Source organism: Phaeobacter sp. JH20_02 (assembly GCF_048056915.1).
Lineage (GTDB): Bacteria > Pseudomonadota > Alphaproteobacteria > Rhodobacterales > Rhodobacteraceae > Phaeobacter > Phaeobacter bryozoorum.
The window spans coordinates 558,760-581,416 of the sequence record NZ_JAYMVP010000028.1 but is presented as its reverse complement, the minus strand read 5'-3'; the positions used below and the strand labels follow the sequence as shown (position 1 = coordinate 581,416).

20 protein-coding genes are annotated in these 22,657 nt (G+C 62.7%); 15 read left to right on the top strand and 5 right to left on the bottom strand.

The window, feature by feature from the left end; genetic code table 11:
* Positions 1–154: 154 nt before the first annotated feature.
* The 4 genes from betC (at position 155) to VWY34_RS16855 (ending at position 5,443) form a co-directional block, all read left to right on the top strand.
* Complete coding sequence (gene betC, locus VWY34_RS16870) at positions 155–1,663, top strand: choline-sulfatase (protein ID WP_416539042.1); 1,509 nt, start codon at positions 155–157, stop codon at positions 1,661–1,663.
* Between the two features lie 64 nt (positions 1,664–1,727).
* Positions 1,728–3,185 (top strand): betaine-aldehyde dehydrogenase, encoded by a 1,458-nt coding sequence (gene betB / locus VWY34_RS16865; RefSeq protein WP_416546333.1) that lies wholly within the window; start codon positions 1,728–1,730, stop codon positions 3,183–3,185.
* 211 nt (positions 3,186–3,396) lie between these two features.
* On the top strand, positions 3,397–5,052 hold the full coding sequence (betA, locus tag VWY34_RS16860; protein ID WP_416546331.1) for a choline dehydrogenase: 1,656 nt from the start codon (positions 3,397–3,399) through the stop codon (positions 5,050–5,052).
* Positions 5,053–5,203: 151 nt separating this feature from the next.
* A complete protein-coding gene (locus tag VWY34_RS16855; protein WP_340546041.1) occupies positions 5,204–5,443 on the top strand; it encodes a YdcH family protein in 240 nt (79 codons plus the stop codon).
* A 110-nt stretch (positions 5,444–5,553) separates the two neighbouring features.
* On the opposite strand, the gene VWY34_RS16850 is transcribed toward VWY34_RS16855, so the two are convergent.
* From VWY34_RS16850 to VWY34_RS16835, 4 genes are all read right to left on the bottom strand, one after another.
* On the bottom strand, positions 5,554–6,051 hold the full coding sequence (locus tag VWY34_RS16850) for a hypothetical protein (protein ID WP_416546329.1): 498 nt from the start codon (positions 6,049–6,051) through the stop codon (positions 5,554–5,556).
* 135 nt (positions 6,052–6,186) lie between these two features.
* A complete protein-coding gene (locus VWY34_RS16845) occupies positions 6,187–7,575 on the bottom strand; it encodes a helix-turn-helix domain-containing protein (RefSeq protein ID WP_340546039.1) in 1,389 nt (462 codons plus the stop codon).
* 162 nt (positions 7,576–7,737) lie between these two features.
* Positions 7,738–8,949, bottom strand: a complete 1,212-nt coding sequence (locus tag VWY34_RS16840; RefSeq protein ID WP_416546327.1) for a multidrug effflux MFS transporter — start codon at positions 8,947–8,949, stop codon at positions 7,738–7,740.
* Between the two features lie 47 nt (positions 8,950–8,996).
* A complete protein-coding gene (locus tag VWY34_RS16835) occupies positions 8,997–10,226 on the bottom strand; it encodes a M10 family metallopeptidase (RefSeq protein WP_416546325.1) in 1,230 nt (409 codons plus the stop codon).
* A 217-nt stretch (positions 10,227–10,443) separates the two neighbouring features.
* Between VWY34_RS16835 and VWY34_RS16830 the strand changes: the two genes are divergently transcribed.
* From VWY34_RS16830 to VWY34_RS16800, 7 genes are all read left to right on the top strand, one after another.
* On the top strand, positions 10,444–11,976 hold the full coding sequence (locus tag VWY34_RS16830; RefSeq protein ID WP_416535113.1) for an acyl-CoA carboxylase subunit beta: 1,533 nt from the start codon (positions 10,444–10,446) through the stop codon (positions 11,974–11,976).
* Between the two features lie 404 nt (positions 11,977–12,380).
* Positions 12,381–12,776: a DUF6497 family protein gene (locus VWY34_RS16825; protein ID WP_260104883.1), complete on the top strand. Its 396-nt coding sequence runs from the start codon at positions 12,381–12,383 to the stop codon at positions 12,774–12,776.
* A gap of 283 nt (positions 12,777–13,059) precedes the next feature.
* Positions 13,060–13,200: a hypothetical protein gene (locus tag VWY34_RS16820; protein ID WP_014880466.1), complete on the top strand. Its 141-nt coding sequence runs from the start codon at positions 13,060–13,062 to the stop codon at positions 13,198–13,200.
* A 69-nt stretch (positions 13,201–13,269) separates the two neighbouring features.
* Entirely contained in the window at positions 13,270–13,626 is a 357-nt protein-coding gene (locus tag VWY34_RS16815; RefSeq protein ID WP_416535115.1) for a hypothetical protein, read from the top strand.
* Between the two features lie 552 nt (positions 13,627–14,178).
* Entirely contained in the window at positions 14,179–14,382 is a 204-nt protein-coding gene (locus VWY34_RS16810) for a hypothetical protein (protein WP_340546034.1), read from the top strand.
* Positions 14,383–14,609: 227 nt separating this feature from the next.
* Positions 14,610–16,655 (top strand): acetyl-CoA carboxylase biotin carboxylase subunit, encoded by a 2,046-nt coding sequence (locus tag VWY34_RS16805; RefSeq protein ID WP_416546323.1) that lies wholly within the window; start codon positions 14,610–14,612, stop codon positions 16,653–16,655.
* 9 nt (positions 16,656–16,664) lie between these two features.
* Positions 16,665–17,189 (top strand): hypothetical protein, encoded by a 525-nt coding sequence (locus tag VWY34_RS16800; protein WP_416546321.1) that lies wholly within the window; start codon positions 16,665–16,667, stop codon positions 17,187–17,189.
* Positions 17,190–17,286: 97 nt separating this feature from the next.
* On the opposite strand, the gene VWY34_RS16795 is transcribed toward VWY34_RS16800, so the two are convergent.
* Positions 17,287–17,889 carry a DUF4174 domain-containing protein gene (locus tag VWY34_RS16795; protein ID WP_374015580.1) on the bottom strand — a complete coding sequence of 201 codons (603 nt, stop codon included), beginning with the start codon at positions 17,887–17,889 and terminating at the stop codon, positions 17,287–17,289.
* 202 nt (positions 17,890–18,091) lie between these two features.
* Here VWY34_RS16795 and VWY34_RS16790 point away from each other — a divergent pair, with 202 nt between their 5' ends.
* From VWY34_RS16790 to VWY34_RS16775, 4 genes are all read left to right on the top strand, one after another.
* Positions 18,092–19,027: a hypothetical protein gene (locus VWY34_RS16790; protein WP_416535117.1), complete on the top strand. Its 936-nt coding sequence runs from the start codon at positions 18,092–18,094 to the stop codon at positions 19,025–19,027.
* Positions 18,990–21,116, top strand: coding sequence for a methylmalonyl-CoA mutase (scpA, locus tag VWY34_RS16785; RefSeq protein WP_416535118.1), 2,127 nt, complete (start codon positions 18,990–18,992; stop codon positions 21,114–21,116). The genes VWY34_RS16790 and scpA overlap by 38 nt, the downstream gene beginning before the upstream one ends.
* A gap of 412 nt (positions 21,117–21,528) precedes the next feature.
* Positions 21,529–22,131, top strand: coding sequence for a VOC family protein (locus tag VWY34_RS16780; protein ID WP_416546319.1), 603 nt, complete (start codon positions 21,529–21,531; stop codon positions 22,129–22,131).
* On the top strand, positions 22,128–22,652 hold the full coding sequence (locus VWY34_RS16775) for a GNAT family N-acetyltransferase (protein WP_416546317.1): 525 nt from the start codon (positions 22,128–22,130) through the stop codon (positions 22,650–22,652). Before VWY34_RS16780 ends, VWY34_RS16775 begins: the two co-directional genes overlap by 4 nt.
* Positions 22,653–22,657 lie beyond the last annotated feature (5 nt).

The following is a 22,657-nucleotide window of genomic DNA, read 5'->3' as shown; positions in this document are numbered from 1 at the left end:
CAGGGCCGGGGCCTTTCGCGGCATCGCCGCACCGAGATATCCGACAGGTTTGGTCTTTTGCGCCATGGGCCTCGCGCCTTGGCTCTCTCCAATCTGTCACCCCAGATCACCCGGCCACAGGCCGCATCGCAGACCATAAGGAGCGCTTCGACATATGACTGCCCCGAACATCCTGATCGTGATGGTTGACCAGTTGAACGGCACGCTGTTCCCCGATGGTCCCGCCGAGTTCCTGCATGCGCCGAACCTGAAAAAACTGGCCGCCCGCTCCACCCGTTTTGCCAATGCCTATACCGCCTCGCCCCTCTGCGCGCCGGGGCGGGCGTCTTTCATGTCCGGCCAGCTGCCCTCGCGCACCGGCGTCTATGACAACGCCGCCGAATTTCGCAGCGACATCCCCACCTACGCCCATCATCTGCGCCGTGCGGGCTATTACACCTGCCTTTCCGGCAAGATGCACTTTGTCGGCCCCGACCAGCTGCACGGGTTCGAGGACCGGCTGACCACCGACATCTACCCGGCCGATTTCGGCTGGACGCCGGATTACCGCAAACCGGGAGAGCGGATCGACTGGTGGTATCACAATATGGGATCGGTCACCGGCGCAGGCATCGCCGAGATTTCCAACCAGATGGAATATGACGATGAGGTCGCCCATCACGCCAAGGCCAAGCTCTACGATCTGGCCCGTGGCAAGGACGATCGCCCCTGGGCGCTGACCGTCAGCTTTACCCATCCTCATGACCCCTATGTGGCGCGCCGCAAGTACTGGGACCTTTACGAGGACTGCGAGCACCTGCTGCCCGAAATCCCGGCAATGGCCTACGCCGACCACGACAACCACGCCAAACGGATTTTCGACGCCAACGACTGGCGCAGCTTTGATATCTCGCAAGAGGACATCAAACGTTCCCGCCGTGCTTATTTCGCCAATATCTCCTATCTTGATGACAAGATCGGCGAGATCCTTGAGGTGCTGGAAACCACTCGGCAAGAGGCGATCATCCTCTTTGTCTCCGATCATGGCGACATGCTGGGCGAGCGTGGATTGTGGTTCAAGATGACCTTCTACGAAGGCTCCGCGCGGGTGCCGCTGATGATCTGCGCGCCGGACCTGCCCGCGGGCCGGATCGACACCCCGGTCTCCACCCTCGATGTGACGCCAACGCTGGGCGCGCTGGCCGGTGTGGATATGGCAGAGATCGAACCCTGGACGGATGGGCAGAACCTGCTGCCTTTGGCCCTTGGGGAGGAGCGCAGCGCACCCGTCGCCCTGGAATACGCAGCCGAGGCCTCTTATGCGCCGCTGGTCTGCCTGCGCTATGGCAAATGGAAATACACCCGCTGCGCGCTCGATCCCGACCAGCTGTTTGATCTGGAGGCCGACCCGCACGAGCTGACCAATCTGGCAGCGGACCCGGCCCATGCCGGCACGCTGAACTCCCTGCGCGCCAAATCCGAGGCCCGCTGGAACCTTGAGACCTTCGACGCAGAGGTGCGCGCCAGTCAGGCCCGCCGCTGGGTCGTCTACGAAGCCCTGCGCCAGGGCGGCTATTTCCCCTGGGACTACCAGCCGCTGCAAAAAGCATCCGAACGCTACATGCGCAACCATATGGATCTGAACGACGTTGAGGACGGCAACCGCTTTCCTCGCGGCGAATAGACCACTCACACACTCCTACGCCAGTTCTTCTGGCCCTAAATATCCCCGCCGGAGGCATAAAATCATGACACACCCCGCACAGCCCAAAGCCAGCCATTTCATCAATGGCGCATATGTCGAAGACACCAGCGGCACCCCGATCCCGGTGATCTATGCCGCCACCGGCGAGCAGATCGCCACGGTCTACGCGGCCACGCCCGCAATCGTCGAACAGGCGCTCTCCACCGCCAAAGCCGCGCAAAAGGCATGGGCCAAGATGACCGGCACCGAGCGCGGCCGCATCCTGCGCCGCGCCGCCGACATCATGCGCGAGCGCAACCACGAGCTCAGCGTGCTGGAAACCTACGACACCGGCAAGCCGCTACAGGAGACGCTGGTGGCCGACGCCACCTCCGGCGCCGACGCGCTGGAGTATTTCGGCGGCCTCGCAGGCTCCCTCACCGGCGAGCACATCCCGATGGGCGAAGACTGGGTCTATACCATCCGCGAGGCACTGGGCCTGTGTGTCGGCATCGGCGCCTGGAACTACCCGACCCAGATCGCCTGCTGGAAAGGCGCGCCTGCGCTGGCCTGCGGTAATTCGATGGTGTTCAAACCCTCCGAGACCACGCCGCTCTGCGCTCTGAAGGTGGCCGAGATCCTGCATGAGGCGGGCGCTCCGGCCGGTATCTACAATGTCATTCAGGGCATGGGCGAGGTCGGGGCTGCGCTGGTCACCGACCCGCGCGTCGACAAGGTCTCGCTGACCGGCTCGGTGCCGACCGGCAAGAAAGTCTATGCGGCGGCAGCTGAGGGCATGAAGCATGTCACAATGGAGTTGGGCGGCAAGTCGCCGCTGATCATCTTTGACGACGCCGATGTGGAAAACGCCGTCGGCGGCGCCATCAATGGCAACTTCTATTCCTCCGGTCAGGTCTGCTCCAACGGCACCCGCGTGTTCGTGCAGAAGGGCATCAAGGAGAAATTCCTCGCCCGTCTCGCTGAACGCACCGGCAACGCAATCCTCGGCGACCCGATGGATGAGGCCACCAGCTTTGGCCCGATGGTCACCGAAAACCAGATGAACATCGTGCTTGGCTACATCGAAAAGGGCAAAGAAGAGGGCGCCCGCCTGATCTGCGGCGGCAAGCGCGCAGACATGGATGGTTTCTTTGTCGAACCGACCGTCTTTGCCGATGTGACCGACGATATGACCATCGCCCGCGAGGAGATCTTTGGCCCGGTGATGTCGGTCCTCGACTTCGACACCGAGGAAGAGGTGATCGCGCGGGCCAATTACACCGAATTCGGCCTGTCGGCGGGCGTCTTCACCAATGACTTCAGCCGCGCTCACCGGGTGATCGGCCAGCTGGAGGCGGGCAGCTGCTTCATCAACTCCTACAACGACGCGCCGGTCGAGGCGCCGTTTGGCGGCGTGAAGGCCTCCGGTGTGGGGCGAGAGAACTCGAAAGAGGCGATCAAGCACTTCAGCCAGGTGAAATCGGTCTACGTCCGCATGGGCGACGTCGAAGCGGCGTTCTGATTGCCCTTTTGGGCAACGCCCACCCACCCGCCCCGTTGCCCAAAAGGGCAAGAGGGAAGGGGATGCTGAGAGGCCCGCTGAGGGCGCTTCGCGTCCTCGGCGGACCACAACAATGATGAGGCAGATTCGGGGTGCCTCAAGGACAGGCCGCGCCATGGCGCGGTGCCACAGGCATCCTTGACCCAACCCGGATCCGCAATGGAGAGACGCAATGAACGCGGATTATGTGATTGTCGGTGCCGGCTCTGCCGGCTGTTCCATGGCTTACCGCCTGTCCGAGGCAGGAAAATCGGTTCTGGTGATCGAACATGGCGGCAGTGATGCCGGACCGTTCATCCAGATGCCGGGGGCGCTGAGCTACCCGATGAATATGTCGATGTACGACTGGGGCTACAAATCGCAGCCGGAACCGCATCTGGGCGGTCGCGAACTGGTCTGCCCGCGCGGCAAGGTGATCGGCGGTTCCTCCTCGATCAACGGCATGGTCTATGTGCGCGGCCACGCAGGCGATTACAACCACTGGGCCGAGACCGGGGCGACAGGCTGGTCCTATGCCGACGTGCTGCCCTATTTCAAACGTATGGAAACCTGGGACGATCGCGGCCATGGCGGCGATGCGGACTGGCGCGGCACCGACGGCCCGCTGCATGTGACCCGCGGCCCCCGCGACAACCCGCTGCACGCGGCTTTTGTAAAGGCGGGCGAACAGGCCGGCTATCCGGTGACCGAGGATTACAACGGCGAGCAGCAGGAAGGCTTCGGTCCGATGGAAATGACCGTCTACAAGGGTCAGCGATGGTCCGCCGCCAATGCCTATCTGAAGCCCGCGCTGAAGCGTGACAATTGCGATCTGATCCGCGCCTTTGCCCGCAAGGTGGTCATTGAAGAAGGGCGCGCCGTCGGCGTCGAGGTCGAGCGGGGCGGCAAGATCGAGGTGATCCGCGCCAACGCCGAGGTCATTCTTGCGGCCTCCTCGCTGAACTCGCCCAAACTGCTGATGCTCTCCGGCATCGGTCCGGCCAAACATCTGGCCGAGCATGGCATCGACGTTGTCGTCGACCGTCCCGGCGTGGGCCAGAACCTGCAGGACCATCTGGAATTCTATTTCCAGTTCGCCTCCAAACAGCCGATTACCCTGTTCAAATACTGGAACCTGCTTGGCAAGGCGATGGTGGGGGCGCAGTGGCTGTTCACCAAAACCGGTCTGGGCGCTTCCAACCAGTTCGAAAGCGCCGCCTTCATCCGCTCGGACAAGGGCGTCGATTACCCGGATATCCAGTACCACTTCCTGCCCATCGCGGTGCGCTATGATGGTCAGGCCGCAGCCGAGGGCCACGGTTTTCAGGCCCATGTCGGCCCGATGCGCTCGGACTCGCGCGGTGAGGTCACGCTGGCTTCCAGCAATCCCAAGGATGCGCCGAACATCCTGTTCAACTACATGTCGACCGAGAAGGACTGGGAGGATTTCCGCAAATGTATCCGCCTGACCCGCGAGGTATTTGCACAGGATGCGATGAAGCCGTTCGTGAAATATGAAATCCAGCCCGGCGATGGGCTGCAATCGGATGACGAGCTGAACGGCTTTATCCGCGAACATGTCGAAAGCGCCTATCACCCCTGCGGCACCTGCAAGATGGGCGCGGTGGAGGATCCGATGGCGGTGGTTGATCCCGAATGCCGCGTCATCGGCGTCGACGGCCTGCGCGTCGCCGACAGCTCGATCTTCCCGCGGATCACCAACGGCAACCTCAACGGCCCCTCGATCATGACCGGCGAGAAAGCCTCCGATCACATCCTCGGCCGCCGCCTGCCGTCGTCAAACGCGCAGGCCTGGTTCAACCCGAATTGGCAAACCTCCCAGCGCTGAACAGCCGGGGGATAGCCCTGAAACGCCCGCTGCACCCCGTTGCGCGGGCGTTTTTTAGTCGGACGAAGTTGCCGGTTTGATCCGCGTCAAAGTGGGCAGGGGCAGGGCTGGCTAAGGTCCGTCTGACGCTGAAAAATCAAGGAGCGAGCAGATGTCCAATACCCCCCACGAACTGGCCGAAGAATTCCCCGACAAGCAGTCGCAGATCCATGCGCTGAAGCAATCGGACGCCCATTTTGCCAAGCTTGCGGACAGCTATCACGCGGTGAACCGCGCGGTGCATCGCGCCGAAACCAATGTCGAGCCGATGTCCGAAACTGCCGAAGCCGACCTGCGCAAACAGCGCGCCGCCCTCAAGGATGAGATCTGGGGCATGTTGTCAAAGGCGTAAGAAACCCAGCCAACAACAGCAAAGAGGGGCGCCGCCGGTGCCCCTCTTTTCCTGTCACCCGCGCGATTATTCCTGCGATATCATGCCGAAGATCGGGGCCGAGATATCGCTCAGCCCATTTCTTCCTGACATTCGATTGCCGCTTCAAGCGCCTTGTAACTCCCGGTGAGGTCAATCGACATGACTTCGCCCTCGGTCGTGTAGAGCGTCATCGTCTGTTTGATCGCGAGGTCGAACAGGAAATCGGGGTTGTCAAAGGCGATATCCGCCCCGGGCACATCCTCAAGATAGATGCCCGTGGCATCGGCATCATAATCCTGACCGTCAAGCGAGAAGAGAACCGGATAGGAGGCCCCTTCCTCGATGTCGCCCCAGCCCATGTTGAAGGCAGTGACATAGCCCGTGCCTTCGGTGCGGTCAAAACCGATGCGGACAACGGATCCATCGGTGAATTCCGACTGGATCAGGCAGCCGTCGCCCAGTGAGGTATCAATCAGAACATCCCAGTAATCAGAGGCCCCCCATTGCTCCAGTGTCTGGGCACCGACCGCGTTGGTATGGACCGCACCGATCAACAAGAAACTGGCGGCAATAGCTGGGATTTTCATGTGGTTACTCTCTTTTCCGGGGGACACTCGTATCTGGCTGCCGAGCTTGGAGGCTCGCCCCTGTTTCTGCAAGAAACTTTTCTGCCGGGGCGCTCAGGTCCTGCTGGGCACCGTGGCTGGGTTTTCCGCATCCTTTCAGCTCACCTCATAAGGCAGCACGCCGCGCTGGTCGGTGTTGATGCTCAGCCGCCGTTCCAGCGGTGGCACCGATCGCTGATGGCAATCGCGCCGTTCGCAGATCCGGCAGGAGATGCCAATCGGCTCATAGGCGCTGTCCTGACTCACATCCAGCGTATCGGCATAGACCAGAGCGTCGGCATGGCGCACCTCGCAGCCCAGGGCAATCGCGTAGCGCCGGACGGGAGAGCCAAAGGAACCGCCCGGTTTCGACACATCCCGCGCCAATGAGATATAGCGCACCCCGTCCGGCGTCTCCGCCAGCTGCCGCAGGAACCGGCCCGGCGTCTCAAAGGCGCGGTGCACATTCCACAGCGGGCAGGCGCCGCCAAACCGAGCAAATTGCAGCCGCGTGGCCGAGTGCCGCTTGGTGATGGTGCCCGCCTGATCAACCCGGACAAAGAAGAACGGCACCCCCTTGGCGCCGGGGCGCTGCAATGTGGACAGGCGATGCGCCACCTGTTCGATCGAGGCGCCAAAGCGGGTGGCGAGCAGCTCCAGATCGTGGCGGCAGTCCACGGCGGCATCCAGAAACTGCCGGTAGGGCATCATCGCGGCCCCGGCGAAATAGTTGGCGAGGCCGATCTTGGCGATCGAGCGGGCCGCCTCGCTGTGAAACTTGGCAAAGTCCAGCGTGGCCTCCAGCAGGTCGTTCTGATGCAGCAGCGCCACCTGCAACAGCAGCTGGAACAGCTGCGTCTGCGGTGAGGCACGGTTGGACAACCGCAGCACCTTGCCAGCCGGATCAAACTTTCGCAGCCCGTCGATATCGCCGAAAACCACGCTGATCCCGGCCTGATCCAATGCGGCGATGGCGGCGCTGCGGGCGTCTAGCCTGCCACTGAAATTCTCTGCCGCGCGATCCACCGCATCAATGTAGTTGTCACAATAATGGAAGAAATCGCGCACCTCTTCCCAGGGCGAAGCCTGAATGCGCGCATCCTCGCGCCCCAGCGCCTCATCCAGCGAGGCCAGCCGCTCATGGGTCTGACGGTAGGCGCGATGCAGCGTCAGCAGCGCGCGCGCCAGCGCCGGCGCGTTGGAAGCCGTCAGCCGCAGATCCGCCATTGGTACTGCCGCATCGGCAAAAACCGGGTCGGCCATCACCTCACGCATGTCGCTGACCAGTCGTTCGCTGTCACCGGTGGACAGCTCGGTGACATCCAGCCCGAATTCCTGCGCCAGCGCCAGAACCACGGTCGTGGAAACCGGGCGGTTGTTGTTTTCCATCTGGTTGAGATAGGGCAGGGAGACCCCCAGCTTGGCGGCGAACTCCTTTTGCGTCAGCGACAGGCGCAGCCGCATTTCCCGCAGCTTGGCTCCGGCATAGAGTTTCTGTTGCGCCATGGGTGTCCCCTTTGCAAATATTGGATATTACAACTGTAGAATTGCAAATCATGCGGTGCAAGAGCGGCACGCCCATCGGACGCGCTGGCGGGGAAAGTGCAAGGTGATGATGGGAGGGCGTTATGCGAACACCCGAACCGGGCAGGGCGGCGCTGCTGCCGCTCAGATCCCGAGGTTTTTCTCGCGGCGGATTACCACCTGGATCGACACAAAGCCCAGAACAGCGGTGGCCAGCATGATGGTCAGCAGCGGCACCGGCGTCGATCCCGGCACCAGCAGGTAGCCCGCATAGGCGCTAAGCCCGGCGCCAACGCCAATCATGATCGCACCGGCAAGCCCTGAGGCGGTGCCCGCGAGATGGGGCCGCACCGAAATCGCACCGGCGGTGGCATTGGGGATCGCCATGCCGTTGCCCAGCCCGACAAAGGTCATGAAGCCAAAGAAGGAATAGACGCTGTCGGCACCCGCCAGCGCCAGTGTGAGCGACAGCGCCACGCCGATGCCGTTGATCAGACAGCCCCAGAGCACCATCCGATTGAGCCCGATCCGGGTCGAATAGCGACCGGACAGGAAATTGCCGATGAAATACCCCACGGCCGGCGAGGCAAAATAGACCCCAAGCTCGGCAGCAGACAGACCATAGACCTGTGTGCCGACAAAAGGCGCGCCGCCCAGATAGGCAAAAAACGCGCCCGACGACAGGCCCGAGGCCAGCGAATAGCCCCAGAACCGCGGCGACCGCAGCAGCTCGGGATATTCGCGGAACTGCGCCATCAGGGTCTTGCCGCTCTTGCGGGCGGTTTCGCCAAGGTCGAGATAGGCAATCGCGAATGTTGCCGCCCCCAGCACCATCAGCAGCCAGAAATTGGCTTTCCAGCCGAGGGTCTCTTCCAGCGCGCCACCGATCACCGGGCCGATCATCGGCACCACCGCCATGCCCATGGTGACATAGCCGATCATGCTGGCGGCGGCATCATTGTCGTAGATGTCGCGCACGGCGGCACGGCTCAGCACCATGGCAGAGGCGATAATCGCCTGACACATCCGAAACAGCAGAAAGATCTCCGCCGTCGGCGCATAAAGACAGCCCAGCGTCGCCAGCAAGAACAGCGCCACGCCCCACAGGATGACCGGGCGGCGCCCCAGCTTGTCGGAAATCGGCCCGACAAAAATCTGCACCGCCGCGCTGACGGCAAGGTACAGCGCGACCGACAGCTGCATCAGGCTGTAATCGGCATCAAAATATCGGGCCATCCCGGGCAGGGAGGGCAGAAAGATATTCATCGCCAGCGCCGACAGCCCAGAGAGCAGGATCAGCGTGCCGATATTGGGGTTGGACCGACGGTCCAGAAATCGCCGCGGAATGGTTCGCATGTGAACGAATTAGGTCACACCGCGGCGATTGTCCATAATGCGCAGCCTCAGACCAGCAGATCGTCGCTGATCTGATCCAGGGTCATATTGCGCAGCGTGACGCTGTTGTTGCCATCAAGGTCGAAGTATAGATCGTCGCCCACCTCGCTGGCGCGGGCGAGCACCTCGGTTCTGCTGCCGTGGCCGACGATGCGCAGCGTGTCGATATCGTCCTGAAAATCGCGGATGGTATCATTGCCGCCATTGCGGGCAAAGATGAAGATATCGGCGCCGCTGTTGCCCACCAGACGATCATTGCCGCCGGCGCCGTTCAGGCGGTCATTGCCGCCGCCACCGACGAGCAGGTCAATCCCGCTGTTGCCGTTCAAGGCATCATTGCCGCCATCGCCGCGCAGGGTGTCCCGTCCGCCGCCGCCGACCAGCCGGTTGTTGGCGTCATTACCGATGATCAAATCCCGGCCTCGCCCGCCGATGGCGTTCTCGATGGTGACGCTATGGGCAATTGTCACATCGCTTTCGGTGTCAAAGCTTGAGAAATGCATCTCGCGCAGATCCAGTGTCACCGCCGTGCTGCGGTCGCTGGCGTTGAAGGTGTCGCGGCCACCGGTGTCCCAGATCACATCCACGGTGTCGGTGCGCGATCCGCGATAGGTAGAGTTGCCGGTGCTGTAATCGACGGCACCCCAGATGTCCTGCAGCGCCAGCACGTCAAACAGCATCATCGCATCGCTGTCCTGACCGTTCAGCGGGTTCTCGCGGTAGGACATCACCGAATAGAGGTTGCTGTCATAGCCTTCGGGCAGGCTTGAATCATGGGTGTGCTGAAGACCAAGAGCATGTCCCAGTTCATGCAGGATGAGGCTTTCACGGTTGTCCTGTGACATATCCAGGGTGTTGTCAAAAACCGCATAGCCGTCCCAGCTGCTGATATCACTGCCGCGAAAGCTCATGCTGTAGCCGCCGATCCCGACCGTGCTGCCGGGGATGGTGACGGAGCCGAGGTTCAGGTCGGGATCAGCCGCGCCCCGCACCTCGACAAAATCGACGTTCAGGAAGGTTTCGATATGGTCGAACGCCTCGGCAAAGGCAGCCCGTTCCGCGGCGCTGAAACTCTGCCAGCCGGAATATGTGCTGCCGGTCGGCAGATCGCCGGGCGCGGAGCTGCCCGCGAATTGATAGGTGATGGTCAGCCGGGGGGCGTTATCCGTGTTGATCGGATTGCGGGTGTAGAACCCGTCGAACTGCATGGCCTGTATGATCTGGGAAGGGTGTAACATGGGGGGTGTTCCGTCTCCGTTGCTCGGCCCCGGTGATACGAGCACATCGGTCAGCACATCAAGAACACCCGCCGCTTCGGCGGTTTCTGCGCGGTTCTGTGCCTGTTTGCAAATTAGCGCATCTGTTACGCAAATGCTTTGCAAATTTGCCATTATTGACTTTGGCTTCTCCTGTGCAGCGTCTATGGTCGCCTGAAATTCAACAGGGGGCATGGCCATGAAAGATATCCTTTCCGAGCTGGAAGACCGTCGCAACGCAGCGCGACTGGGGGGCGGACAAAAGCGGATCGACGCTCAGCATGGGCGCGGTAAACTGACCGCGCGCGAGCGGATCGAGCTGCTGTTGGACGAGGGCAGTTTCGAAGAATTCGACATGTTCGTGGCGCATCGCTGCACCGATTTCGGCATGGAAAAACAGCGCCCGGCGGGCGATGGCGTGGTTACCGGCTGGGGCACCATCAATGGCCGGATGGTCTATGTCTTCAGTCAGGATTTCACGGTGTTCGGCGGCTCTCTGTCGGAAACCCACGCGCAAAAGATCTGCAAGATCATGGATATGGCGGTGCAGAATGGCGCGCCGGTCATTGGCATCAACGATTCCGGTGGCGCGCGCATTCAGGAAGGTGTCGCCTCGCTTGCGGGCTACGCCGAGGTGTTCCAGCGCAACATCATGGCTTCGGGCGTGGTGCCGCAGATTTCCGTCATCATGGGCCCCTGTGCCGGCGGCGCGGTCTACTCGCCCGCGATGACCGATTTCATCTTCATGGTGAAGGACACATCCTACATGTTCGTGACCGGCCCCGATGTGGTGAAGACCGTCACCAACGAGGTCGTCACCGCCGAGGAACTGGGCGGCGCCTCGACCCACACAAAGAAGTCCTCGGTGGCTGATGGCGCCTTTGAAAACGACGTCGAAGCCTTGGCGGAGGTCCGCCGGCTGGTCGACTTCCTGCCACTGAACAATCGCGAAAAACCGCCGGTTCGCCCCTTCTTTGATGAGCCGGGCCGCGTCGAAGCCTCGCTCGATACGCTGATTCCAGAGAATCCCAACACGCCCTACGACATGAAGGAGCTGATTCACAAAGTCGCGGACGAGGGGGATTTCTACGAAATTCAGGAAGATTTCGCCAAGAACATCATCACCGGCTTTATCCGCCTTGAAGGGCAGACCGTGGGTGTTGTTGCCAACCAGCCGATGGTTCTGGCGGGCTGTCTCGATATCGATTCCAGCCGCAAGGCGGCGCGGTTCGTGCGCTTCTGTGACTGTTTCGAGATCCCGATCCTGACGCTGGTTGATGTGCCGGGCTTCCTGCCTGGGACCAGCCAGGAATATGGCGGCGTCATCAAACATGGGGCAAAGCTGCTGTTTGCCTATGGCGAGGCGACGGTGCCGAAGGTTACCGTGATCACCCGCAAGGCCTATGGCGGCGCCTATGACGTGATGGCCTCCAAACATCTGCGTGGCGATTTCAACTACGCCTGGCCGACGGCGGAGATCGCCGTGATGGGGGCCAAGGGTGCGACCGAAATCATCCACCGCGCTGATCTGGCGGATGCCGACAAGATTGCCGAGCACACAAAGGATTACGAAGAACGCTTTGCCAATCCCTTTGTGGCGGCGGAACGCGGCTTCATCGACGAGGTGATCATGCCGCAATCCACCCGCAAACGCGTCAGCCGTGCCTTTGCGTCGCTGCGGGGCAAGCAGCTCAAAAACCCGTGGAAGAAACACGACAATATCCCGCTGTAACACCCGGACCCGTTCCGGATTTCCTGACCCAGACCCTTGCGGCCAAAGGTAAATATCGCCTTGGTTGCGAGGGGTGATGAGGATACAACTCAGATGTCAGCGCCTGCCTATGCCGCGATCTGCCGCCACCCCGATGGCAAAAGCCTGTTGGAAATCAGCGGGCTGGAACCAATCGCCGGCATATCGGGTGGATTGTTCGCAAAATGTGATCAATTTGAACAATCTCAGATGTTTGCGCCCACATTTGTATCTTTGTTTGACACCGGAACCGAATCTGACACATGATCCGCGCCAGCTCATATCGGACAGCGCGCACCGCGTGTGCAGCGCCTGCAGCCCCGACAGGAGGAGCCCATCGTTTTTGGGGTCGGGGCTGCGGTATTGGGCCTGTCATCAAATCTGCCGTGACGGCATCCGGGGTCTCGGTTCTGCTTGCCCTTGGCGCGGCTGCGCAGGCCGGATCGCTGCCAATTGATCTGCCATCGGGGCAGGAGGTCGATCTGCATGAGGTTCTTCTGGACGACAGCACCGGCGAGCTTTGGGTGCGCTTTCGCTTTCTTGCGCCGCAGATTGCCCGCGACGCGGCGCTGATCAGCTATGAACAGGCCGCCCCGGATATGGATCACCTGTGCCAGACCCTGGTTCTGGCCTATCTGCACCAGCATGGGCTTGAGCCGGTCCGGGTGGTGATATCGCTGTCGGACCGCGAAGTGCCCTTTGGGGCGGCGGATGCGGCGGCGACACAGTTCTTTGAAAGCTACCGCCCCGAGGGTGACAGCTGCATCTGGGAGGCATTCTGATGATCTGTTGTCTGCCCCGCGGGCTGCGGGCCGCTACAGCCCGGCAGCTGCCGCCGGTTCTGGTGTCCCCCGGTGTCACAAAGACGCCGATGCAGGCTGAAAACTGGCGCTTTTTTGCAGCTTTGCCCGCCGAAGTGTCGTCGGATCCGGCTTTGGGATGTGAAACCCCGCACATCTCCGCTACTCTCTCGTCAGATCACATGAGCGTGATCTGTTATTTGAGGATGAGGCAGGCGCCGGCCGTGGCCCGCGCAGGTTTCAAAGACACAATTGGGAGACAGAAATGTCCAAGAGCATCAAACTCGTTGCCCTGGCGGGCCTGCTTGCAGCCGCCGCAGCCTGCGCACAGCAGGAAGAAGAATACGTCGTTGTCGAGCCCGAGCCGATTTCGGCTGAGCCCGTTTACACCGGCAAATACAAGTAATCACGACAGGGGTCCGGCCCTGCGGCCGGACTCTACCGTCCCGCGGGGTGCCGGATCGGAGGCACCATCATGCTAAAACACCGCGGTTTCCCCGGCCGTCTGCCGGGCACCGATTTTCAATTCGTCATCCGCCGTCCCAACCCCAAGGGGGTTACGCCGATCACCCGTCGCGAACGGTTCCGCGACCGTCGCCCGGCAGACCGGCGCGCCGATGCGGGCTTCATGCAGGCGCTGTGGGACTGCTTTGGCGATCAGCCCTTTGAACGTGGTAATCTGGATGCAGGTCGTCTGAGCTGGCTGTTCGGCCGCGAGGTGATCCCGGCCGAAGACCCGTTTGATCCCGAAAGCTATGAGGCGCTGCTGGTCATCAATGTCGATGTTGCCCAGCTGTCCTTTCCCGAAGTCTTCGACGGGAGCGCGCGCTGAGATGTTTGCCGGGCCCGACCATATCCCTGTGCAGAGCTGTCGTCGCCTCGCGCGACCGCCGCGCGGTGGCTGTGATCGGGTCCCGGCGAATCTCTTGCCCCTGCGCGATGTGGCGAGCCCCGCGGCAAACCCGGCCGCAGGGAGGGTCAGATCGCGGGGCGGTGACACTATATGCGGCGCGAGCCGGGCATTCCGGGCCGATTTCGGCGTAATCCTGCAGGGCAGATCCCGGTTTGCGCAACTTCTCGCCAAATTGGCGTGTTTTGCAACTCAGGGGATGTTTCTGTGGCGCGGGCTGTGCACTCTGGTCGTGACAGGTCAGCCTGTCGTGCATCTGATCCAGCCCCTTCGCCTGGAAGGGCAGGTTTGCCCCCCCAATCGCGGCCTGCCCATTTTTTCCTTGGATGCAAAGGCGGAAGCTTGCCAATTGCCCCCCAGTGTTTGGCAGGCTTCTGCGCATTCCCCTGATCCGCAACAGAAATCCTTGTTTGCTCTGGACCGTGCTGCGAACAGTTGCGCAGAGCTTGGATCACAAAACGAAGGATCATTCCAATGCAGGCAAAACTCATTCTTGCGGCTTTTGGCCTCTGCACCGCGCTTGCGGCCTGTGGCGACACCACCGGCGAACAGGTTGTTTACGGTGCCGGTGCCGGTGCCGTCGGCTCGGCGCTGCTCAACGGCAACCTGGTCACAGGTGCCGCTGTTGGTGCTGCGGCCAACGTCATCTACTGCAAGGAAAATCCGCGCAAGTGCTAGGCCTGCCGGTGGCGCCGCAGGCACGCGCCTGTATCGCCGCAGCCATGCCCTGACAGCAACGCCGTCTGACCGCCTCGCCGCAGGGGCGGTGGCCGCGCGCCACATATATATCACCGCACAAAGGCCGCACCCGGAGACCCCTCCGGCGCGGCCTTTTTTGTGTTCTGACGAAGCCAAGACCGTGACGGGGCAGGGCTCCGTCACCCACCGAAGACAAGGGACAGCCAATGTTTGAAAAGATCCTGATTGCCAACCGGGGCGAAATCGCCTGCCGGGTCATCAAGACCGCCCGCAAGATGGGCATCAAGACCGTTGCCATCTACTCGGACGCCGACAAGCAGGCCCTGCATGTCGAAATGGCTGATGAAGCTGTCCACATCGGCCCGCCGCCCGCCAACCAGTCCTATATCGTCATCGACAAGGTGATGGAGGCAATCCGTGCAACCGGTGCGCAGGCGGTGCATCCGGGCTATGGCTTCCTGTCGGAAAACGCCAAATTCGCCGAGGCGCTGGCCGCCGAAGGCGTCGCCTTTGTCGGCCCGCCGGTGGGCGCCATCGAAAGCATGGGTGACAAGATCACCTCGAAGAAGATCGCGCAGGAGGCTGGCGTCTCCACCGTGCCCGGCTACATGGGCCTGATTGCCGACGCTGACGAGGCGGTGAAAATCTCCAACGAGATCGGCTATCCGGTGATGATCAAGGCCTCTGCCGGTGGTGGTGGCAAGGGGATGCGGATCGCCTGGTCCGATGATGAGGCCCGCGAAGGGTTCCAATCCTCCAAGAACGAGGCGGCGAACTCCTTTGGCGACGACCGGATCTTCATCGAGAAATTCGTCACCCAGCCGCGCCATATCGAAATTCAGGTGCTCTGCGATGGCCATGGCAATGGCATTTATCTGGGGGAGCGCGAATGCTCGATCCAGCGCCGCAACCAGAAAGTCGTCGAAGAGGCGCCGTCGCCCTTCCTCGATGAGGACACCCGCCGCGCCATGGGCGAACAGGCCGTCGCCCTGGCCAAGGCGGTGGGCTACGCCTCCGCTGGCACGGTGGAATTCATCGTCGATGGCGACAAGAATTTCTACTTCCTGGAAATGAACACTCGCCTTCAGGTCGAACACCCGGTCACCGAGCTGATCACCGGTGTCGATCTGGTCGAACAGATGATCCGCATTGCCGGCGGTGAGCCGCTGTCGATCACCCAGAACGACGTCAAACTGAACGGCTGGGCCATCGAGAACCGCCTCTATGCCGAAGATCCCTATCGGGGTTTCCTGCCCTCCATCGGCCGCCTGACCCGCTATCGTCCGCCCGCCGAAGTCGCCGCAGGCCCGCTGCATGACAGCGGCAAATGGCAGGGCGACGCCCCTGCGGGCGAACTCGCCGTGCGCAATGACACCGGCGTCTTTGAGGGTGGCGAGATCTCGATGTATTATGACCCGATGATCGCCAAGCTCTGCACCTGGGGGCCGACACGCGAGGCGGCGATTGCCGCCATGCGCGATGCGCTTGACGGCTTCGAGGTTGAAGGCATCGGTCACAACCTGCCGTTCCTCAGCGCGGTGATGGATCACCCGATCTTTATCGCGGGCACCATGACCACCGCCTTTATCGAGGAGCAATATCCCGAAGGGTTCGTCGGGGTGGAGCTGCCGGAGCAGGATCTGCGCAAGATTGCCGCCGCCTCTGCCGCCATGCACCGGGTTGCCGAAATCCGCCGCACCCGCGTGTCGGGCCGGATGGACAACCACGAACGCAAGGTCGGCAGCGACTGGGTGGTCTCGCTTCAGGGTATGGATTTCAACGTCATCATCGACGCTGACCGCGACGGCTCCACCGTGCGGTTTGACGATGGCAGCACCCTGCGCGTCACCTCGGACTGGACCCCGGGCGATCAACTCGCCCGGCTGACGGTTGGCGGTGATGCTCTGGTGGTGAAGGTCGGCAAGATCTCCGGCGGGTTCCGCATCCGCTCGCGCGGGGCCGATCTGAAGGTTCATGTGCGCACGCCACGACAGGCGGAACTGGCCAAGCTGATGCCCGAGAAAGTCGCCCCCGACACCTCCAAACTGCTGCTCTGCCCGATGCCGGGTCTGGTGGTGAAACTGGAGGTCGAAGTCGGCGACGAGGTTCAGGAAGGTCAGGCGCTCTGCACCATCGAGGCGATGAAGATGGAGAACATCCTGCGCGCCGAGCGGAAAGGCGTCGTCAGCATGATCAACGCCGCCGCCGGTGACAGCCTCGCCGTTGACGAAGTGATCATGGAATTCGAATAACACCAGATGATGTTGGTGCAGCCATATCGCAAACTGGCGCGTGTCGCCTGTCTGGCGCTGGTCCTTTCGGGGCTGGCGGGCTGTGCCATGCAAGATGAGGCGGCGGCCCGTGCCGCCGTCGGCGACTGGGTGCAGCTGGGGGAGACACAGTATTACTTCTCCCGCCGCAACTGCGCCGCAGGCGTGTTCGAAATCAAGGCCACCCGGATTTCATCGCTGCTGACCAAGGCACGGTCGGTCCGGGCGGGGCTGCGTCATCTCGATGACGACAAACCCGTCGCCTTTGAGGTGCCCGGACTGTCCCCCAATATGGTTTCGGTTCAGGTGATGACGATGGATCAGGGGCGCGGAAATGGCATCTTTGCCGCCGGGATCGTCGGCAAGGACTGCATGCTGGAGGAGGTGAGCCGCGCCTATCTGATCGCGCTGCTCGATCCGACATCGGTGTTGATCTTTGAGCCACGCGCCCGGTTCATGGCGGTGGTGGACCGCACCAACAGGCGTCTGTTCTACGCGCAGGGCGGGGCGGTGTGATGGGCCTGCGATCTGCCACCCAGCCGCTGCGGGACGCGGCCCCGGATCACGGCGCGTTTCATCGCGCGGGTGCGGGGCACGGTGCATCGGCGGCGGCTCAGCTGCCGCGCCGTTCCTTCACCTCGCGCAGCCGGTCGGGAAATTTGTCGATCGTCCGGCTCAGCTCGCGCACGGTCCAGGGCTGCGGCTTGCGCAGTTTGACGCCGCCGTCCTTGCCGATCAGAACCAGCATGAACCCGCGCGGCCGCAGTGTTTTGCGCAGCGCAGACGTCACGCTTGGATCGGTATCGGTCAGCACGATGACATCGCGATCCAGCAGCGCCTCGGCGCCGTCGGTCAGCCGCTCCATCTGCTCGTGGAACCGCGGATCGGCAGGGCTGTCGGCAAAGACCACGATGGGGCGGTATACCCACAGGAGACTGTCCAGATCGACGCTGTCACCGGCGCGGATCAGCTGGGTGATCGGATCCTGCGCCAGGTTTTCTGCGGTCTGCGGCAGCTCCTGCGCGGCGCTGGCGGGATCGGTGCCTTCGACCATCATCGTTGCGGTCTCACCGCGCGCGCCATCTGCGGCCTCGGTTGTTGCAGGCTCCTGCGCCATGGCCGGGCCGGGCAGCGCCAGCAGCAGCGCCAACGCGGCGCCCGCAGCTGGGACTGCGGGCCAAAATCGGGTTTTTCCAAAGACAAACAACTGTTTCATCGGCTCTCCTGTAGCGATGAATATATGCTCCGCCCCGCCAATTGCGATGGGCAATCCGGCTTGCCGGGCAAAAAAATCCACCCCGCACTTCGGGGCCAAAGCCGCTGTTAACCCTATTGTCAGCCTGCCCATGTCATCCTCCCGGCCTCTGCAAACCGGGCTGTCCGCCTCGCGCGGCGCCACCAACGGGAAGGGACCGGCTATGGATATCATGCTGCACATCGGCGCACATCGCTGCGCTACGGGATATTTTCAGGGCTTTCTTGCCCATCATGAAACGGCGCTGCGCCGTGACGGGCTGGCGGTCTGGGGACCGGCCCAGACCCGCGACGGGCTGTTCCACGGCATCCATCCCGGCCCGGCCCCGGTGACGGGCCGTGACCTGGCAACCCGCGCCCGTGGTCGTCTGCGCCTGCGCCTCGCGACCGAGGCCGCCAGCGGCAGCACGCGGCTGCTGATCAGCGACGCCAATATGATGGGCAGTCCCAATGACCTGCTGCAACAGAGCCAGCTATATGGCAGCATCGGCGTGCGTATGGCGCGGTTCGATGCCGCCTTTGACGGGCAGGTGCGCGATGTGATGCTGAACCTGCGCAGCCCGGAGCGGTTCTGGACCTCGCTGCTGACCCGGATGGTGACCAATGGCCACCCGTTGCCCTCGGCCGCGCTGCTGGGGCGGATCGCCGCCCATCCGCGCAGCTGGCGCGATGTGATCACCGATATTGCCTGCGCCATGCCCAATGCCCGCATCCGGGTGCTGCCCTATGAAACCTATGGCGACCGGCCAGAGGTGCAGATGGCGCTGCTGACCGGGACGCGGCTGGCGCGGTTCACCTGTTCGGATCGTCTCAACCGCTCAGACGGGCTGCCGACTCTGCGGCATCGCCTGTCGGCAGCCGTCGCCCGCGACCTGCCGCGCGGCGAGGGCCGCTGGACCCCGTTTTCCGACATTCAATCCGCAGCGCTGCGCGAGCGCTACGCCGATGATCTGATGTGGCTGCAAGGCGGCGCGGACGGTCTGGCAGAGCTGATGCGTGACCCTGACAAACATGCGGTGGGCTCGAACCCGCCCTCATACGACCTGACAAGAGGAACTTCCGATGACGACCAAAACCGACGATTGGCGGGCTCTGGCTGAAAAAGAGCTGCGCGGACGCCCGCTGGACGCGCTGACCTGGAATACGCTGGAAGGCATTGATGTAAAACCGCTTTATACTGAGGCCGACAGCAAGGATCTGCCTCATATGGGCACGCTGCCCGGCTTTGGCCCCTTTACCCGGGGCGTGAAGGCCACGATGTACGCAGGTCGCCCCTGGACCATCCGCCAATATGCGGGCTTCTCCACGGCTGAGGAATCCAACGCTTTCTACCGCCGCAACCTCGCGGCCGGGCAGCAGGGCGTTTCGGTGGCCTTCGACCTTGCCACCCACCGCGGCTATGACAGCGACCACCCCCGCGTGATGGGCGATGTCGGCAAGGCCGGTGTGGCCATCGACAGCGTTGAGGATATGAAAATCCTGTTTGATGGCATCCCGCTGGATCAGGTCTCGGTCTCGATGACGATGAACGGCGCAGTGATCCCGATCCTGGCCAGCTTTATCGTCGCGGGCGAAGAGCAGGGCCATGACAAGGCGCTGCTGGCAGGCACCATTCAGAACGATATCCTGAAGGAGTTCATGGTCCGCAACACCTATATCTATCCGCCGGAACCCTCGATGCGGATCATCTCGGACATCATCGAATATACCTCGAACGAGATGCCGAAATTCAATTCCATCTCCATTTCCGGCTATCACATGCAGGAAGCCGGCGCCAATCTTGTGCAGGAGCTGGCCTATACGCTGGCGGACGGTCGCGAATATGTCCGCGCCGCGATTGAGGCAGGCATGGATGTCGACAAATTCGCAGGCCGCCTGAGCTTCTTCTTTGCGATTGGCATGAATTTCTTCATGGAAATCGCCAAACTGCGCGCCGCCCGCACGCTCTGGCACCGGGTGATGACCGACTTTGGCGCCAAATCCGACCGCTCCAAGATGCTGCGCACCCATTGCCAGACCTCGGGCGTGTCCTTGCAGGAGCAGGACCCCTACAACAACGTGATCCGCACCGCCTATGAGGCGATGTCGGCGGTGCTTGGCGGCACGCAGTCGCTGCACACCAACGCGCTGGACGAAGCCATCGCGCTGCCCACCGATTTCTCTGCCCGCATCGCCCGCAACACCCAGCTGGTGCTGCAGGAGGAAACCGGCGTCACCAATGTGGTCGATCCGCTGGCTGGCTCCTACTATGTCGAAAGCCTCACCAATGAGCTGATCGAGAAAGCCTGGGCGCTGATGGAAGAGGTCGAGGAGATGGGCGGCATGACCAAGGCCGTGGCCTCCGGCATGCCGAAACTGCGCATCGAGGAAAGCGCGGCCCGTCGTCAGGCGATGATCGACCGGGGCGAAGAGGTGATCGTCGGGGTCAACAAATACCGCAAGGAAAAGGAAGATCCGATCGACATTCTGGATGTCGACAACGTCAAGGTGCGCGACAGCCAGATCGCCCGGCTGGAACAGATCCGCGCCAGCCGCGACAGCGCCGCCTGCGAGGCCGCGCTGGACAATCTGACCCGCGTCGCAAAGGAAGGTGGCAACCTTCTGGCCGCCGCCGTCGAAGCCGCCCGCGCGCGGGCCTCAGTCGGAGAGATCTCCATGGCAATGGAAAAGGAATTCGGCCGTCACAGCGCCGAGGTCAAGACCCTGGCCGGTGTCTATGGCGCCGCCTATGAGGGCGACGAAGGCTTTGCCGCCATTCAGAAATCCATCGAAGACTTTGCCGAGGCAGAGGGCCGTCGCCCGCGTCTTCTGGTGGTCAAGATGGGGCAGGACGGTCACGACCGGGGGGCCAAGGTGATCGCCACCGCCTTTGCCGATATCGGCTTTGACGTTGACGTCGGCCCGCTGTTCCAGACCCCGGAAGAGGCCGCGCAGGACGCCATCGACAATGACGTCCATGTGGTCGGGATTTCGTCGCAGGCCGCAGGGCACAAGACGCTGGCCCCGCAGCTGGTGCAGGAGCTGAAGGCGCAGGGCGCCGAGGATATCATCGTGATCTGTGGCGGGGTGATCCCGCAGCAGGATTACCAGTTCCTCTATGACAATGGCGTCAAGGCGATCTTTGGCCCCGGCACCAATATTCCCGAAGCGGCGCAGGACATCCTGAAGCTGATCCGCCAGGGTGGGTAACCGGCGCGGCTGATCAGGTCCGCCGGCATTTGCGGCCCGGCAAGGGCGGCGCTGCGGCCTGACCGCCTTGCCCATGCTCATAAGCGCTCCCGCGCCCGCGGGGGCCTTTGCCAGATGGGCAAATCCCCCCTTGCGGCCTTGGGCGCGGCAGCCAGCCTGTCCGGCTGGCTGCCGACATCGCGCGATGCGCGATGCCATGCCCAACGGGAGCGGGGGCGTCTGTGACGCCGCCGCCGACGGGCGGGAGAGCTGCTGCCTCCTATCTGTGCCCGGATGTATCTGTGCCCGGATGTTGGGCAGCCACCTGCCGTCACATCGCCAGTGTTGGGGGCGCCCGCACGTGGTTCCAACATTGCCGCTTGCACCCCGGCGGCGGGTGGCTAGTCTCGCCGCCATCAGCGGGGAGCATGTCATGGAACTCGATCATCTGGCCGTTTCGGCCGCGACACTGGAAGAGGCGGTTGCCCATGTGGAGGAGAGCCTCGGCGTGCCGATGCAGCCGGGCGGCAGCCATGCGGTCTTTGGCACCCACAACCGGCTTCTTGGGCTTGCTGATGGCCTCTATCTCGAGGCCATTGCCATCGACCCCGCCGCCACACCGCAGCGCAGCCCGCGCTGGTTCGATCTGGACCGCCGCCACGGCCCCGCACGGATCACCAACTGGATCTGCCGCTGCGCCGATCTCACGGCTGCGCTGGCGGCAGCCCCGGAGGGCACGGGCGAGATTGTCGATCTGCAACGGGGTGATCTCAGCTGGCAGATGGCGGTGCCGGCTGATGGCATCCTGCCGTTCGACAATATGTTCCCGGCCTTGATGCAATGGCACAGCCCCCATCCCGCCGCCGCGCTGGTCCCGCAGGGCTGCACCCTGCGCCGCCTGCATCTGTCGCACCCGGACAGCACAGCACTGGCGCAGGCGCTGCCGTTTGATGATCCTCGGGTCGAGATCCACAGCGGCCCTGCCGCCTTCGAGGCTGAGTTCGACACGCCCCACGGGCGCCGGGTGCTGCGATGATCGTCCGGGCGGCCACCGCAGCGGATGCAGAGGCAATCGCCGCGATCACCAACCAGATCATCCGCGACACGCTGATCACCTTCACCACGGCGGAAAAGACCGGCGCGCAGGTCAGCGATGAGATCGCCGAGAAAGGCACCTATGTGCAGGTGGCCGAGGAGGCGGGCCAGATCCTTGGCTACATCAGCCTTGGCGGGTTTCGCACCGGTCCCGGCTATGCCCGCACCGCTGAACATGCGATTTACCTCACCGAAGCGGCCCGTGGCCGGGGCACCGGCCGGGCGCTGATCGCCGCCATCGAGGAGGTCGCGCGCCGGGACGGCATCCACGTGCTGGTCGCAGGCATCAGCGCGCTCAATGCAGGCGGACTTGGCTTTCACGCGGCCATGGGATTTGTCGAGGTCGGACGGATGCCGGAGGTCGGCTACAAATGGGGCCAGTGGCTGGATCTGGTGCTGATGCAGAAAATTCTCTCTCCCAAAGGGGTTGGCCCCGCTGACAGTCCGGCCAAAGCAGGCTAGGCTGG